Source organism: Rhodohalobacter mucosus, assembly GCF_003150675.1.
Lineage (GTDB): Bacteria > Bacteroidota > Rhodothermia > Balneolales > Balneolaceae > Rhodohalobacter > Rhodohalobacter mucosus.
Genome location: NZ_QGGB01000008.1, coordinates 58,504 through 74,992, shown reverse-complemented (window position 1 = coordinate 74,992; position 16,489 = coordinate 58,504). Strand labels below are relative to the sequence as shown.

General features: G+C 47.6%; 14 protein-coding genes and 1 tRNA gene. 9 read left to right on the top strand and 6 right to left on the bottom strand.

Going from position 1 to position 16,489, the window contains the following annotated elements; all coding sequences use genetic code 11:
* Nucleotides 1-13 precede the first annotated feature (13 nt).
* The 5 genes from lipA to DDZ15_RS11475 all read left to right on the top strand — a co-directional run bounded on the left by lipA (nucleotide 14) and on the right by DDZ15_RS11475 (nucleotide 4,039).
* Entirely contained in the window at nucleotides 14-892 is an 879-nt protein-coding gene (gene lipA, locus DDZ15_RS11495) for a lipoyl synthase (RefSeq protein WP_109647252.1), read from the top strand.
* A gap of 90 nt (nucleotides 893-982) precedes the next feature.
* Entirely contained in the window at nucleotides 983-1,678 is a 696-nt protein-coding gene (gene plsY, locus DDZ15_RS11490; RefSeq protein WP_109647251.1) for a glycerol-3-phosphate 1-O-acyltransferase PlsY, read from the top strand.
* Nucleotides 1,675-2,685, top strand: coding sequence for an NAD(P)H-dependent glycerol-3-phosphate dehydrogenase (locus DDZ15_RS11485; RefSeq protein WP_109647250.1), 1,011 nt, complete (start codon nucleotides 1,675-1,677; stop codon nucleotides 2,683-2,685). The genes plsY and DDZ15_RS11485 overlap by 4 nt, the downstream gene beginning before the upstream one ends.
* Before the next feature lie 219 nt (nucleotides 2,686-2,904).
* Nucleotides 2,905-3,582 (top strand): AlbA family DNA-binding domain-containing protein, encoded by a 678-nt coding sequence (locus DDZ15_RS11480; protein WP_109647249.1) that lies wholly within the window; start codon nucleotides 2,905-2,907, stop codon nucleotides 3,580-3,582.
* Between the two features lie 16 nt (nucleotides 3,583-3,598).
* On the top strand, nucleotides 3,599-4,039 hold the full coding sequence (locus DDZ15_RS11475; RefSeq protein ID WP_109647248.1) for a HesB/IscA family protein: 441 nt from the start codon (nucleotides 3,599-3,601) through the stop codon (nucleotides 4,037-4,039).
* 19 nt (nucleotides 4,040-4,058) lie between these two features.
* Here DDZ15_RS11475 and DDZ15_RS11470 read toward each other — a convergent pair whose 3' ends face one another.
* From DDZ15_RS11470 to DDZ15_RS11455, 4 genes are all read right to left on the bottom strand, one after another.
* Nucleotides 4,059-5,327, bottom strand: coding sequence for an NAD(P)/FAD-dependent oxidoreductase (locus DDZ15_RS11470; protein WP_109647247.1), 1,269 nt, complete (start codon nucleotides 5,325-5,327; stop codon nucleotides 4,059-4,061).
* A gap of 73 nt (nucleotides 5,328-5,400) precedes the next feature.
* Nucleotides 5,401-6,306, bottom strand: a complete 906-nt coding sequence (hslO, locus tag DDZ15_RS11465; protein ID WP_109647246.1) for an Hsp33 family molecular chaperone HslO — start codon at nucleotides 6,304-6,306, stop codon at nucleotides 5,401-5,403.
* A gap of 96 nt (nucleotides 6,307-6,402) precedes the next feature.
* Complete coding sequence (locus DDZ15_RS11460; RefSeq protein ID WP_109647245.1) at nucleotides 6,403-7,227, bottom strand: DUF6159 family protein; 825 nt, start codon at nucleotides 7,225-7,227, stop codon at nucleotides 6,403-6,405.
* A 128-nt stretch (nucleotides 7,228-7,355) separates the two neighbouring features.
* Nucleotides 7,356-8,528: a Glu/Leu/Phe/Val family dehydrogenase gene (locus DDZ15_RS11455; protein WP_109647244.1), complete on the bottom strand. Its 1,173-nt coding sequence runs from the start codon at nucleotides 8,526-8,528 to the stop codon at nucleotides 7,356-7,358.
* A 345-nt stretch (nucleotides 8,529-8,873) separates the two neighbouring features.
* Here DDZ15_RS11455 and recJ point away from each other — a divergent pair, with 345 nt between their 5' ends.
* The 4 genes from recJ to DDZ15_RS11435 all read left to right on the top strand — a co-directional run bounded on the left by recJ (nucleotide 8,874) and on the right by DDZ15_RS11435 (nucleotide 14,014).
* Complete coding sequence (recJ, locus tag DDZ15_RS11450; protein WP_109647243.1) at nucleotides 8,874-10,604, top strand: single-stranded-DNA-specific exonuclease RecJ; 1,731 nt, start codon at nucleotides 8,874-8,876, stop codon at nucleotides 10,602-10,604.
* 200 nt (nucleotides 10,605-10,804) lie between these two features.
* A tRNA-Phe gene (locus DDZ15_RS11445) sits at nucleotides 10,805-10,877 on the top strand.
* 188 nt (nucleotides 10,878-11,065) lie between these two features.
* Nucleotides 11,066-12,946, top strand: coding sequence for a DUF4914 family protein (locus tag DDZ15_RS11440; RefSeq protein ID WP_109647242.1), 1,881 nt, complete (start codon nucleotides 11,066-11,068; stop codon nucleotides 12,944-12,946).
* A 654-nt stretch (nucleotides 12,947-13,600) separates the two neighbouring features.
* Nucleotides 13,601-14,014, top strand: a complete 414-nt coding sequence (locus tag DDZ15_RS11435; protein WP_109647241.1) for a response regulator — start codon at nucleotides 13,601-13,603, stop codon at nucleotides 14,012-14,014.
* Here the strand turns inward: DDZ15_RS11435 and DDZ15_RS11430 are convergent.
* Both DDZ15_RS11430 and DDZ15_RS11425 read right to left on the bottom strand, forming a co-directional pair.
* Nucleotides 13,998-14,996, bottom strand: coding sequence for a YhdH/YhfP family quinone oxidoreductase (locus tag DDZ15_RS11430; protein ID WP_109647240.1), 999 nt, complete (start codon nucleotides 14,994-14,996; stop codon nucleotides 13,998-14,000). The two genes, DDZ15_RS11435 and DDZ15_RS11430, sit on opposite strands and share 17 nt — an antisense overlap.
* Nucleotides 14,997-15,121: 125 nt before the next feature.
* Nucleotides 15,122-16,489, bottom strand: a complete 1,368-nt coding sequence (locus DDZ15_RS11425; protein ID WP_109647239.1) for an aldehyde dehydrogenase — start codon at nucleotides 16,487-16,489, stop codon at nucleotides 15,122-15,124.

Genomic DNA, 16,489 nt, shown 5'->3' with positions numbered 1-16,489 from the left:
CACAGATGTTGTTATGATTAAAGAGCTTGAAGTTATTGATCGCAAAGGACCCTCAGAGCGCCGGCCTGACTGGCTTCGGGTTAAGCTGCCGTCAGGACAGAAATTTAAAGAGGTTTCTGAGACCATCAGGAAAAACAACCTGAATACGGTTTGTTCGGAGGCTCGATGCCCGAATATGGGTGAGTGTTGGGGTGCAGGAACAGCCACATTTATGATTTTAGGGGATGTTTGTACCCGGTCGTGCTCTTTTTGTGCGGTTAAAACCGGGCGACCCGTGCAGGGGCTGGACTGGGATGAGCCCCGCCGCGTTGCTGACGCGGCTTCAAAGATGGACCTGAAGCATGTGGTGCTTACTTCCGTGAACCGGGATGAGCGAAAGGATGGCGGCGCTCCGATTTTTGCGGAATGCCATCGTGTACTCAGGGAAACAATCGACGGTGTTACCATTGAATCATTGATCCCCGACTTCCGCGGTGTATGGGATGCCCTTCAGATTGTGATTGATACACCGCCCGATGTACTCAGCCACAACCTTGAAACGGTACCCCGACTTTACAGGAATGTTCGCCCTCAGGCAAAATACGAACGGTCACTGGAACTGCTGCTGCGCTGCAAGGAGCAGGGCCTCAGAACCAAAACAGGAATTATGGTTGGCCTGGGCGAAACTCGGGAAGAGGTGATCCAGCTAATGCAGGATTGCGTGGACCATCGCGTGGATGTTCTAACGATCGGCCAGTATATGCAGCCAACAAAAATGCACCATCCGGTGGTTGAATGGGTGCACCCGGACCTTTTTGCAGAATACAAGGAAATCGGAGAAGCGCTTGGACTGGAGCACGTTGAAAGCGGACCGCTTGTCCGGTCGTCTTACCATGCCGAGCGACATGTTTAAAGAGCATTCGCTTATTCTGTACTATGTGGTTGAAATGGTGATGGTTTAAAGTGGTATCTTCGGGAACCTCAAGAATCGGAATCACGTCCAATGCTGTCTGTACTTACTGTTTTCATTATTTGCTACTTCATCGGGGCCATTCCCAGCTCTCTTTGGACCGGTAAAATCTTTTTTGGCGTGGATATCCGGGAGCACGGGAGCGGCAACGCCGGCGCAACCAATACATTTCGCATTCTGGGATGGAAAGCTGGAACCGGTGTGTTGCTATTCGATTTTGGCAAGGGGCTTCTCTGTACAACCATTATCTACAAACTTGCCTATCAGATCGGCAGCGGTCCGGTCGCATTTTACTCGGGTTGGGAAGTGGAACCCATGCTGCTCATTATATCGGGGATGGGGGCTGTAATAGGGCACATGTTTCCAGTTTATGCGCGATTCAGCGGCGGTAAAGGGGCCGCCACAGCTTGTGGTATGCTATACGGAATCGAGCCAATATCCATCAGTATTTCTCTTGCCATATTTCTGATTCTGATGTTTTCCACAAGATATGTATCCCTGGGATCCATTATGGCAGCCATTGCATACCCGTTGTCACAGGTGATTCTTCGTTACGGGGCCGGCTGGGATATTGACGGAAGTATTATTCTTTTCAGTACGGCCATAGCCCTGGGTATTGTGATAAAGCATAAAGGCAATATCCGCCGTCTACTGCAGGGCAATGAAAATCGTATTAACTCATTCAAGCCATCCAAGGGAAGGCTGAATAAAAACGAACCTGTCACGTGAAGAAGATCAGTGTAATCGGAGCCGGAAGCTTTGGTACAGCTTTATCGGTTGTATTGGGCAATAAAGGATTCATGGTCACAGTTTGGGCTCGCGAAAAAGATGTGACCCGCGGAATCAACCGCGACCGGGTTAACCCGGAGTATCTGAGCGATATTGATCTGCCGGAAGAAGTTCATGCCACAAGTTCGATCGAAGATGCGCTTGAGGGAGCTGAAATGGTGTTGTTTGCCACACCTACACATGCGCTGCGTGAAGTGGCCACGAGGGTAAAACCGTTTCTGAGCGGAGAAGAGTTTGTGGTGACGGTATCAAAGGGCATTGAAAAAGACAGTTTCATGACACCTTCACAGATTCTGGCCAATGTGCTCGAGGGTGTGGTTCTTGAGGATCAGATCGGCGTGCTAACCGGCCCCAGTCATGCAGAAGAAGTTGGATTGTGCAAGCCAACCACGGTAGTTGCGTCGGCATACTCAAAACGTACGGCACGCATTATACAGGAGACGTTTATGTCGCCCTGCTTCAGAGTCTATCTGAATTATGACATTGTAGGCGTCGAAATTGGCGGGGCCCTGAAGAATATTATGGCAATCGCCGCCGGAATTATCGATGGTGCCGACCTGGGCGATAATGCAAAAGCTGCATTGATGACACGCGGGCTGCATGAGATGAAACGAATGGGAACCGCCCTTGGAGCCTCACAGGATACATTTTCGGGCCTGGCGGGCATGGGCGACCTGATTGTTACATGCACGAGCCGCCATAGCCGAAATCGCTTTGTCGGTTATCACATCGGCAAAGGCAAAAAGCTGGATGAGATCATATCAGGAATGAACATGGTGGCAGAAGGGGTTAAAACCGCTGAATCTGTTCATCAATGGGCGCGGAAAAATGGAGTGGAGATGCCAATCACTGAAGCAGTTTATCAGGTACTCTTTGAAAATATGGACCCCCGTGATGCCGTTAAAAAACTGATGACAAGGAATGCAAAGAACGAAATCATGATTTGATGGGTATGAACACAGGCTCATGCCCGGTTGAAAAAAGAAAAGTTTTGACGGCTTAAAGCCCATTTTCTGAATAAAAGGATCATTTCAGGTAATGGATTCTTGCTTGAAAGAGAGTTAAATCGCCACTCAAACACCTTTTCCGGCCCCGGAAGCCTCTTCACGTCTTCATGAGACGTTCAAATCCATTTCAGATACTATACCCGGATTAATATTTTATTTATGCTATTGCCCAACGGAGAAATCAGGATATCAGAGATGAGCGCGGCCGATTTGCGCAACCTCATTCAGCGCGGGGAGGGTTCATTCCTTGAGTTCAAGAAAACCATACCCTCTCCTGAAAAGATTGCGCGAGAAATCGCTGCATTTGCAAACACCAAAGGGGGTACCATACTGATCGGTGTTGACGATCATCAGAACGTTACCGGCGTGGACGGTTTTTTTGAAGAGGAGTATCTTTTGATGGAGGCGTCTCAGAAGCATTGTGTCCCGGCTGTTCCTCTTGAGATTGAGCTTGTTCATACAGGTCCGCTGGATGTTATGGTGGTGCGTGTGCCTGAGTCTGAAACCAAACCTGTTTATCTTAAGAACAGAAAAAAAAGGCAGGTTTTCGTAAGGGTCAACGATGAGAGTGTTCTTGCCAGTGACGAACAGTCGGAGGTAATGAAAAACAAAAGTTCTTCCGAGGGAGTCACATTCGAATATGGTAAAAACGAACAGATGCTATTCCGGTACCTGAATGAATACGGTGAAATTACCGTTTCAAAATTCGCACAATTGATCAACGTAACCAGCTACCGTGCATCAAAAATATTGGTTAACTTAGTCAGTGCCGGTATTCTGCGCCTTTTCAGAAGGTACGAAACGGATTATTTTACATTTGCGGAAACAACGAAGTAAGGTTCCAAAAACAATTATGCCTTTAGAAGAAGAAAATCTTGACGACATCATTGCTTCTCTCATTGATGATGACACTGAGCCGGAAGAGGCTGTAGGCCTTCCTGAAGCTCCTTCGGGCGAAGTTTCTGACAACCCGGTTATAGTAACCGAAAGAGCAGCCAAACAGATTAGCAAAATAAAGGAGAATGAGAATCTGGATGAGGGACTATATCTGCGCGTAGCAGTTGAGGGAGGAGGCTGTTCCGGCCTGAGCTATAAGCTTGGATTTGATATCCGTACGGATGATGATCGCGTCATTGAAAGTCAGGGCCTCGAAATCATTGTTGATCCGAAACACCTCATCTATCTGAATGGAATACAGATTGACTATCCTGACGGCCTTGATGCACGAGGCTTTACGTTCGACAATCCTAATGCAAGTGAGTCATGCGGATGCGGCTCATCATTTGCCGTTTAAAAGCGGATAAAACGAATATTCAATCTTCTTCTGTTCTTTCTTTACCGCTGTTCGTTATTAAACGAACGCCCCTCTTGAAGGTAATGTAGTGCCATATCCATTCGGCAAAAACCCTGAAGCGGTTTCTGAAGCCTATCAGGAAAAAAATATGGATGAACGACCAGAGCAGCCACGCAAAAAAGCCTGAGAATTTAAACCCGCGAATGTCTGCGACGGCTTTTGCACGGCCGATGGTTGCCATGCTGCCCTTGTCTACATAGGAGAATGGTTTGATATCCCGCCCTTTTACCCTCTCTTTGATCTGTTCAGCCACATATTTCCCCTGTTGAATGGCAACCGGAGCCAGGGCGGGTAGCGGGTTTCCGTCGTCATCTTCAACATATGCGGCGTCACCTATAACAAAAATATGATCATTTCCCGGTACGGTTAGGTCCGGACGTACTTTTATCCTGCCCATCTTGTCCGCATCGGCTGACAGCGTCTGGAGTAAAGGCGCGGTTTTTACTCCCGCCGCCCACACGATATTGGGTGTTTCAATAAAACTATCGGAAACCACAACACCATTTTTTCTGATTTCCTTAACCGGTGTGTTGAGAAGTACGCGCACGCCCATTCCCTCAAGATCCTGCTTTGCTTTTTCGGAGAGACTTTCCGGGTAGCCGTTCAGAATTCGGCCGGCAGCTTCAACAAGATACACCTCCGTTTCATCCGTTGACAGATTTCTGAAATCCCTCATCATGTTGCGTTTAGAAATCTCGGCTATGGCACCGGCCATCTCCACACCGGTAGGTCCGCCGCCAATGACCGCATAGGTAAGGTAGGGCTTTCTTTTTTCAGGGTGATCAATGCGATCCGCTTTTTCCAGGCTGAGCAGAATTCTCTCCCTGATTGAAAGTGCATTGCCAAGTGTTTTGAGTCCCGGTGCGGACTTTTTCCAATCATCGTTTCCGAAGTAGTTATAAACGGCACCAGGGGCCAGAACCAGGTAATCGAACGAGAGATTTTCACCATTCTCTAGCTCAAGGGTGTTATTTTCGGCGTCAATAGACAGGACTTTATCCATGACGGTTCGAATATTGTCATCTTTGCTGAAGATGCCCCTGATGGGAACCGCAATGTCGCCCGGAGAGAGTGCCGCAGTGGCGACCTGGTAAAGCAGAGGCTGGAAGAGATGGTGATTCTTTTTATCGATGAGAGTCAGGTTCCAACCCGTATTTTTCAGCTTTCTGGCTGCCGTAATACCTCCGAATCCGCCGCCAACGATGATGATCTCAGGAGTTTTGTTCATGGATAAGCTTTATTCATAACTCAGTGCGCTACTTTAAACAATCAGTAACCCTTTGGGATTCCATGAGCGGGCTTCAGTTTAACTTTGCCCTTGCTTTTTCAATGATGGAGCGTATCTCGTCTTTTGGAATGGTGTGGCGGTTCCCGCAGTAGTGGCAAATAATTTCCTGGCTTTCGCCTTCCATCTCTTTCAGGTCATCATAACTCAGAAGTGAAAGCGCGTTTTTAAATCTCACGGGGGAACATCTGCAGAAAAAGTGAACAGGCTGACGGTCAAGCTCTTTCACGTCGAAGGGTGTACATGCAAGGTGCATAATATCATCTATGTATTTACCGTCGGCCAGCATTTCACTCACCGGTGGCATGGAGGCCACGGTCTTCTGAAGCGTCTCCATCGACTCATCTTCAGCTTCCGGCAGCCGCTGAACAAGGAGTCCGCCGGCCTGTTTTACATTGCCTTTGTCATCCAGGCTTACATCCAAAAGAAACGCAGAGAGAACCTGTTCTGATTGAACCATGTAATGTGCCATGTCTGCTATAACGTCCCCTTTCACAAGTTCAATGGTACTTGTGCGGGGTTCAGCCTCGTTGTAAAGCGTTTTGGATACTGTAAGAATACCGAGCCCAACACCGTCACCGATATCCACATTGCTTTCAGAGTAATCCAATTCAGCCGTGGGATTTTGAACGTAGCCGCGAACTTCACCCACCCGGTTTGCCTCGGCCACAACCATTCCTATGGGGCCGTTTCCGTCCAGTCGTACCTGTATTCGCTCTTCTCCTTTCAGTTCGGAAGCAAGAAGCATGGCTGCGGTAAGGGTGCGTCCAAGAATCACCGTGTTTAATAGTGAAAGGTGATGATTCTCCTTTGCAGCCTGAACGACATCGGTCGTCTTGACAACGCTGATTTTGAACTGGCCGCCGGGGTGAATTCCTTTAATCAGCCTGTCTTTGAATTTAAACTCTTCTTTTAAGGACATAGGGGAAATAGAGCGTAGATTATGATGAGCTTTGCCTTATAAACGCATAGACGTACTGTTGCGTTTAGGGGTGCTGAAAATAGCAACTTTTCCGTTCTAGCGCATGGCACTGTCAATCTGTGACAGGGAAAATCTATCGGGTACCTTGTCTTCGCGCACATAGAGGTAAACGGCCCCCATAAAAATTGACTGCAGGATCCACTGAAGCACTCCAGCTGTAATTCCGGCAGCGAGCAACAGCGCAAGGCCTGCCCACATAAAGAGTCCATCCATGCTCATAACGAAAAAACTGAGCAGGGCCACCGGAATCAGGACAAGCCCAAACAACAGCCCAAAACTGAAATGACCTACAAGCTGTTCGGCCCATACATCCTTTACCATTCTGACCGATTCGCTTAGCGAGGCGATTGGGCCTTTACCTTCCACGATCAGAATGGGCAGCACGAGGAAGCTGATGATAGTCCAGCTCAGGCCAAAAAAAGCGATCACAATTCTGCCGATCTTATCAGACTGATTTTCTATCGTATTGAGAATGAGTCCTACTGTTGATGCTATGACCGTCCAGCCCAAAAGCGGAACAATTCGGCTTTGCACTTTTTTGAATGCAGCTCCGAAGGAAGGGGACCCGCCTCGCATGAGATCGATCGCGTAGGCAACGGCAGCCGAATTGAAAAAGAGTACAATGAAATAGTTAATGAAGTAGAAACAAAAAACAGAGACGTAAAGCGCCGTATTACTCATCTGATCCGGGTCGCCTAAAAAAGGAATGAAACCGGTCACGAAAGCCGGAATAAAAAAGCTGGCAACGATTATGAGCGTACAAATGCCCGACAGCAGGGGGAAGAGAAGCATTTTTTTATCTTCCATCAGAACCCTGAAAGAACTTTTAATCAGCTCCCAGGTATTGGATATTCGTTTCATAACTGTGTGTCTGTAGAGCGGGTTTAGCTGTTTTCGCTGAACATACGAAAAAATTACCCTGCCGTTACAGAAATCTGCCGGGTGGTATCCGTTTTACCAAAGAACAGTCGGCTAATTGACCGTCAGGATCAGGACCTGTTCCGAAGGTACGTCTCCCCTTTTCTTCCGGAAAAATGGCTTTTAGATGAATAAACGGTTTTGATGCCAGCAACGGCCTTGATTCGTTCGTCCGCCAGTTTATTCGAAGCTGCAATGGTAGGAATGCCATTTTTCTCAGCGTAATCAAAGATCTGAAGCGTTGTATCGTAAATGCGGGATGTTTTTTCCATGGATTGCTGCTCATTATAGCCCTCCAGTTCGCTTGCGACGTTGATAATACCGCCTGCGTTTATCACATAATCAGGGGCATACAGTATTCCCTTTCTTACCAGCATCTCACCATGCTTTTCTTCATTGTCAAGAATGTTATTGGCACCACCGGCGACTATATCACAGGAGAGAACATTGATGGTATCATCGTTTACCACACCGCCCAATGCACAAGGGCTGAAAATATCCATGTCCAGAGTGTAAATGGCATCCGGGTCCACGATGGTTGCGCCTGTTTCATTGGCGATCTTTTTGGCCTTTTCAGGAAAAATATCCGTCACAAAAAGTGCCGCATTTTCTTTGCTCACATAGTTTGCCAGGTGAGATGCCACGGATCCTGCACCCTGAATCGCTATTCGCTTGCCTTCAAGTGAATCACTTCCGTACGCGCGTTTGGCCGCCGCCTTCATGCCCATGTAAACGCCATATCCTGTTACAGGAGAAGGGTTGCCGCTTCCGCCCATATGTTTGGGTATCCCGGTTACATATTTGGTTTCCGTGAAGATCCACTCCATCTCTCTTTCGGAAATACCCACATCCTCGGCGGTTATGTAGCGGCCGCTGAGACCGTCAACGAAACGCCCGAATGCCCTGAACAGACCTTCTGATTTTTGGGTGCGAGAATCGCCGATGATGACGGCTTTGCCACCGCCCAGATTTAGTCCTGAAATCGCTGATTTATACGTCATGCCGCGCGACAGCCTCAGAACATCGCGTATGGCTTCCTTTTCGGATGAGTAATTCCACATCCGCACACCGCCCAGCGACGGGCCGAGAGTTGTGTCATGAATGGCGATTATTGCTTTAAGCCCTACTTCTGGCCTGGAGCAAAACACAATCTGCTCGTGCTCCATATTTTGCAGATCACTGAAGAGTTCAAAGTCCTTATTCACCTTGGCACCCGTTTCAACCCTGTTGATTGTGTCGTTCATAACGTTTTCAGGTAAGATTATTGATAAAACATTGGAACCGCTTCCAAAGCTATGAATTTTTTGATGGAATAGACAGATTTCAGGCCCTGTTTTTTGTAAAAGAAACTTGAAAGGCCATACCTGTTTTGCCTTAATCTACATGTAATATATGATGATCGGAGGAAGTATTCGAAACAGATGGGGGAAAAGAAAATATCGTTTTCTCCTGCCGTTTTTTTATAATAGAAAGAAGAGTACAAAGAGCGGGTTCATGTATGCTCTGGAGCACGTGAACCGTTATTTTTTTGGCATTGCCGAGCTGATCCTCCCCTGCCTGTTAAATGAAAACAAAACAGAAAATAATTTATGTCATTTCGATGGGTATACACCGAGCCCGGGATGGAGAGGTCTGTCAGCGAGATGGCGTCTGCGCTCAACATACCGGAGCAGATTTCACGGCTATTGGTGCTTCGCGGTATCGACAGCTTTGATGAAGCCAAACGATTTTTCAGACCCGAATCCGAACGCCTTCATGATCCTTTTCTGATGAAGGATATGGAGCCGGCAGCCTGCAGGCTTTCATCTGCGATTCGAAACTCAGAGCGTATTGTTATCTATGGCGACTATGACGTGGATGGCACTACGGCCACGAGTATACTTTACACATTTCTGAAGCGGTTTGGCCTGGATGTGCACTACTATATTCCTCACAGGTTCAAAGAGGGATATGGTATCAATCCGGACGGCATTCGTTTTGCCAGTGACCTGAATGCAGATCTTATCGTATCCGTTGACTGTGGAATCACCGCGATTGAGGAAGCGAAATACGCTTCGGAAAAAGGTATCGACCTCATTATTTGTGATCACCACACAGTGGGAGATGAGCTTCCCGATGCAGTTGCTGTTCTCGATCCCAAACGTCCCGACTGCAGCTATCCCTTCGACGGTTTGTCTGGTGCCGGCGTAGGATTTAAGCTGGTGCAGGCCACAGTGAAAAAGCTGGGTCTCAGCGATACGCTTCCTTATGAGTATCTCGATCTTGTTGCCATTTCTATAGCGTCCGATATCGTTCCGATCGTAGATGAAAACCGGATTCTTATGAGAATGGGCCTTAATCTGATCAATTCAGAGCCCCGCATTGGAGTACGGGCGCTGCTAGAGAAAATTCGAATTTTACCCGGTACCGTCTCAACCTCCAGCATCGTTTTTTCGGTCGGCCCACGCATCAATGCAGCTGGACGAATGGGGGATGCCACGGCAGCCGTGGAGCTGATGATAGCGGAAGATCATACATCCGCCAGACGGTATGCAGCCGAACTGGAGGAGATCAACATCAGGAGGCGAACAACGGATGCTGAAACCATGGAGCAGGCTACCGAGATGCTTGAATCGGACTTTAACCTGGACGAATTGTCTACAATGGTGCTGCACCATCCCGACTGGCACCTTGGAGTCATTGGGATTGTTGCTTCGCGACTTGTGGACAGTTATTACAGGCCCACAATTATGCTGAGTACGGTTGAGGGAAAAATTAAAGGCTCAGCCCGATCTATTAAGGGGTTCAATATTTATGACGCACTTAAGGAGTGTGAGGACCTGCTGGAACAGTTCGGAGGCCATGAATTTGCTGCAGGGCTTACTATGGATGCCCGGAACCTGGATGAATTCCGGGAAAGGATGAACAGGATTGCGGGTACGCGTCTTTCTGAAAACGATTTTCTACCCGAACTGCAGATCGACTCTGATCTTAATTTGGAGGAGGTGGATATGAAATTCTGGAAGCTTCTCAGCCAGTTTGAACCATTCGGGCCGGGGAATATGCGCCCGGTTTTCGTCTCCAGGGGAGTCTGCATTGAGAGCGTGCCCACCATTGTGGGTAACGGTCACCTCAAGATGAAGGTGAGCCAGGGAGATTCAGGTGTGCTGGACGCAATCGGGTTCAATATGCACGAGTATTTGCCGGTACTTCGCCAATGTGACAAGAGCCGCGTTGACATAGCCTATGTACTGGAGGAGAACCACTGGAACGGTAAACGCACTATTCAAATGCGTATAAGGGATATTCATGTGGAGGAGGAGATTGAGGAAAAAGTATAGCCAAGCGCATGATTGGTGCGAAATCTTGAGGCTGAAATACAAGGCGTCAAAATTCGCAGAGAATTGTGATTTGTGATTTGGAATTTGGTGCTTCTGCCTCAGGAATTTCATTCAGCTTCTATCAGAAGAGGAAACTTAAAAAAATAAAAACGCCCTTTGTGTTAAGCAGCAAATCCCCTTATCTTTTTTGTCTTCCATAAGGGACTGTAGCTCAGTCGGTAGAGCAACGGACTGAAAATCCGTGTGTCGGCGGTTCGATTCCGCCCGGTCCCACACTGGAACAAAACCCTGGAATCTGAAATAGTGATTCCAGGGTTTTTTTATTTGCAGATATATCCAATTCAAAAAAGCCCTTCCATGGTTAAATCAACATAAACATATAGTTGATGTCTTTAGTATCTGCACAAAGAAGCGTATATTTCAGGAGCACCAGATAATTTCCATTTTTAAAATTCAATTCTATGGATAAAACTGCAGAGCTTTCCCTTGATTCCAACCTGCACGCTGATTTTAGAGAGTTACTGGATGAAGCCAAAAGTGTAACATTAGCCAAAAATATCGACGACCTTGTCAACCTTTCCGTGGGCGGAGAAAACAGACTGTCACGTGAGGTTTCTTATGAGCTACCGGGCGGAGAATTTAAAAAAGAAGCGATCGTTCACCGGGTAAAAAATGGTATAGCCGCCAACTATTTTGAAACATACATGAGGCGGAGAGACCCGAATTGTATGGTGATTGCCGATGATTTTCCAACAGACAAGACGAAATTTGATGAACGATTCGACTACGATTTTCAGGAGCTGCGCCATGAAACGTTTGAATGGCTGAAAGGCCAGGATCTGGGCATGTTTTATTTCAATGCAGGGAAAGTTGGAATGGGTTACAAAGCTGCTGCCATTATTCCGGCCAACGCGGGATTTTTTGGGCTGGGCCTGGCGCTGCTTCAGGGCATCATAAACCCCGACGAACTTGATGAAGATTTTGAGCCTGTCGCCTTCATCTACACTGCACCGCCATTCAGGCATACACATTTTGAAGGCAAACAGGTGGTTGTACACAACCGGCAACCCGGCAACTACGAAATGTTCAGTTACAATCTGTATCCGGGGCCAAGTGCCAAGAAAGGTGTATACGGAATGCTTATCGGCCAGGGCGAAGAAGAGGGCTGGGTAACGGCTCACTGCTCTTCCGTGCAAGTAAAAACTCCGTACGACAACATCGTAACATTTATGCACGAGGGGGCCAGCGGAGGCGGTAAAAGTGAAATGTTGCAGCAGCCGCACCGTTTAGCGGATGGCCGGCTCCTTTTGGGCGACAACCTCTACAAAGATGACAAACGCTATCTGGACCTGGCACAAACTTGTGACCTGATGCCGGTAGCTGATGATATGGCTCTTTGCCACCCGTCACTTCAAAAAAATGATGGAAAGCTTGGACTGGAAGATGCCGAGGAAGGCTGGTTTGTTCGTGTCGATCACATTAAAGAGTACGGTACGGATCCCTCACTGGAAAAAATGACGGCTGTACCGCCAAAACCCCTTCTTTTTCTGAACATCCAATCCGTACCGGGCGGCAGGGCGATGATATGGGATCACACAATGGATGAACCCGGCGTGCCCTGCCCGAATCCCAGGGTGATTCTGCCCCGGGATATCGTACCCAATATTGTTGAAGAACCGGTTCAGGTTGAGATTCGAAGTATCGGTATGCGCACCCCCCCCTGTACGCAGGAGGAGCCCAACTATGGCATTGTGGGCATCATGCATGTGCTGCCTCCGGCTCTTGCCTGGCTCTGGAGACTCGTAGCTCCTCGCGGACACGCGAATCCGAGCATTATCCAAACACAGGGAATCAGCAGTGAAGGTGTGGGAAGTTACTGGCCTTTCGCTACCGGCAAGAAGGTAAAACAGGCCAATCTGCTGCTGGAGCAAATTAATAAAACACCTGAAGTGCAGTATATCCTTACGCCTAACCAAACAATCGGAGCCTGGAAGGTTGGATTTATGTCTCAGTGGGTAACCCGTGAGTACCTGGCAAGAAAAGGAAATGCCAATTTCTCGGACAAACAAATTATACCGGCCCGATGCAGCGTATTGGGATATGCACTTAAGCACATGACGTTCGAGGGACGCACCATTCCGGAATGGCTGCTCAGGGTTGAGCTTCAGAGAGAAGTTCAGGAGGAAGGATATGATGCCGGGGCTGAAATCCTGCTTGAGTTCTTCCATAGAATGCTCAAGAATTTCCTTACACCCGACCTTGACGACCTTGGCAGGCAAATCATTGAATGCTGTCTTGATAACGGAACCGTTCACGATTATGAGAAATTTATGCACAATTAAGCATAACTCACCTTTGAACTAAAGAAACCCCTGCATGCGTAAAGCTCAGGGGTTTTTTTTATTGATGCCGTTGTCGGCGCAGCGATTACTTCGGGTTTCAAATCGGATTGATTATCCTGCAACCTGAAGCAGCGGGTAACGGGTTTTATTTTTTGTACCCGGTTGTTACCCGACACAGACTCTTCCGTTCAGTATTGCGCCAATTAAATCGTACTGACTTGTATCGCGCCCTTCGGGCAAAATGATATCTGTTTGATCCATTCTTCCGGCGTCTACTCAAGAGGATAAAGTTATGAGCGTTAATGGTTTTTAATGATCTGGAGAGAACAGGGTACCGTCCGGGTTAAGTAAGTATGAAGCGAATTGCAGCAACGGAGATGGCATAAATGGATGCACCGGCATTGGCAAGTGCGCATCCGGAGAACTGAATGCGTTCAGACTTTTTTGCTAAAGTACATGAATATGCGGTATTTGCAGATGCAATTGCAGACTCGATTCTTAATTCATAGATTCAATGAAAGACACAGCTTCCGGTAAGAAGAAGCGATACTACATCAGATAATACAGAGACGCACAACAGGACTGATCGATTTATTTTTTACAATCTGTTTTGAATATTAGAGATTTTTAATATTTTGAGAGAAATACGCTGCTATGAGTAATAGAATATCAAAAGGCACGGTTGTCATCGTGGAAGATGACATGCTTCTTTCCCTGGTGGAAACCAGAATCGTTGAAAAGTTAGGTTATGAAGTAAAGGCAAAGGCGATTAGCGGAGAAGACGCCGTTCAAAAAATCAAAAAGCATCAGCCAGATGTTGTCATCATGGATGTTTCCCTGAAAGGCGAAATGGACGGCATTGATGCAATGAACCGTGTTCGGGCATTCTCAGATGTACCCGTTATCTATCTATCGGGGAACGGGGATAAGCTGAGCAAGGAGAGGGCAAAGAAAACAGGCTATGTAGAATATCTTGTGAAACCGATCAATCCGTCGGATATTGAAGCTCCCCTCGATAAGGCCATGAACAGAAATTCAGAGAAGGTCTTTATCAGTCACGCAAGCTAATCAGGACCTTTCCCGTTTGTCCGCCCTTCAGTATTTTTTCGATCTCGTCGGGGAGATCCGATAGTGTTCGGGTTTTACATAGTTGTTCCAGGTGCGGGATTTTCCACTCCGTAGCAAGCTTGTCCCATATACGCACACGATCCTGCATATGCGCTATTCCTGAATCAACTCCCATCAGGCTAATCCCTCTCAGAATAAACGGATAGATGCTGGTTTTCAGTTCGCCCCCCAAAACATTCCCGCAGCATGCTACAACACCGTTATGTTCCATCTGCCTGAGCACGGAATCAAGCATGGACCCTCCAACAGTATCAAAAGCAGCTCTCCACCGTGAACTCAGCATCGGTTTATCGGGAACGTCAGAAACGGCGTCACGCTCTATCACATCAGAAGCGCCAATATTTTTGAGAAAACGCGCCTGTTCCGGTTTTCCGGTAGCAGCAATTACCCGATATCCAAGTAAATTAAGAAGCCCGACGGAAAAGCTGCCAACTCCTCCAGTTGCCCCTGTTACCAGAACGTCGCCTTCTGTGGCGGGCATTAACCGGTCAATTTTTTCCACACCAAAGGCGGCGGTAATGCCGGAGGTGCCGATCATCATACTTTCATTAAGCCTGAGGCAGTCGGGTAAGTGAAGAACCCAGCTGGCCGGGACACGGATGTACTGGCCAAATCCTCCGGGTGTGTTCATGCCCAGATCATAGCTGGTTACAATTACCTGGTCTCCGGGCTGATATCTGGAATCGCGGCTTTTCCTGACGATGCCGGCCGCATCGATGCCCGGTGTGAAGGGGTAGGATTTGGAGACACTGCGATTTCCGGACGCGGACAGTGCATCCTTATAGTTAAGGGAAGAGTAATGTACCTCAATCAGGACATCATGATCCGGAAGATTTTCGGTCTTCAGCTCCTTCACTGACTGGGTGAACTCTCCATCGCTTTTTTCTTCAGCAACCAAAGCCTTATAGGTTTTCGAAATCATAAACAGATACTATAGTGACCTTTGTAAGTTAGATGAGGGAAGACCGTCCCAATGTTATGTCATGCATCCTGTCAAGCCCCCACCCCGCAGGTTGAGAAAGAGCCGAAATCGCATCCGGTATTCATTCAAGAAAACAGCTTTTTAACCCACTTCAGCTTTTCCTGATCATATGGCGGATATCGTACATCAGGGTCGGGCCACACCGGTTTTTTTAAAATCGACTGCTTGTGACTGAAAGTATCAAAACTGTGTTTGCCGTGGTAGGATCCCATTCCGCTGTTGCCAATCCCGCCAAATGGCAGATGGGGATTGCCAAGATGGCTGATGGTTTCGTTGAGGCATCCCCCTCCAAAAGAGATCCCCGTAAATACTTTTTGCTGAATCGGGTCTGAGTTGGTAAAGAGATAAAGCGCCAGGGGGGCAGGTTTCGACCTGATCTGTTCTACCATTTCGTCCGGGTCTGAATAGGTAAGTAAAGGAAGAAGGGGCCCAAAAATTTCTTCCTGCATCACTTGATCTGTCCATTCGGACTCAATTAAAGTAGGCTCAATAAACAAATGATCTCTGTTAACGGTACCGCCAAACAGTACGAATGAGCTGTTCAAAAGTTCCTTTAGCCGTTCAAAGTGCTGCTCGTTGACAATTCTGGTATAATTCTCTCCACAGCGGTAATCATCCTGAAAAAAAGATGACAGAACATCACGGCTGGTTTCAATGAAAGAACTCTTAAGCGTTTCATGTACCATAACATAATCCGGCGCAACGCATGTTTGACCTGCGTTGATGGTCTTGCCCCACCAGATACGCCGGGTTGCAATTTCAAGATCTGCATCACTGTGGATAATGGCGGGGCTTTTACCGCCAAGTTCCAGGGACACCGGTATGAGCTGCTCGGCCGCCGCTTTCATCACAATTTTACCAACGCGAGAACTGCCCGTAAAGAAAATTTTATCAAAAGGCTGCTTTAAAAGATCCTGAGTCTCCTCCACAGCTCCTTCCACAACTGAGAAAACCTGGTTCTGAAAATATTGATCGATCAGCTTTTTCAGAGTTGCTGATGTATTCGCGGCCAGTTCCGAGGGTTTTAGAACTACCGTATTGCCCGCAGATAGGGCTCCGATAACAGGCATCAAAGATAGATGAACGGGGTAGTTCCAGGCGCTGATAACCAGCACCGTTCCAAATGGCCTGTGGTGAACTTCACTTTTAGATGGAAACACCGTGACATGTGTTCCGGCGGATTCCGGTTTTATCCATTTTTTCAAATGCTTGAGATGGAAATCGATCTCCTGCAGTACAGTAAAAATCTCGGTGATATACGACTCCACATAGGGCTTGCCAAAATCAGTGGCTATGGCATCACAGAGCTCTTTTTCATGGGTGCTTATCATGGTACGCAAGCGGGAAAGCATATCCGTTCTGGCTTTCAGTGAATGCATGGCTCCTTTTTTGTGAGCCGCCTTCTGTGTTTGTATAAGATCAGAAACAGTCAT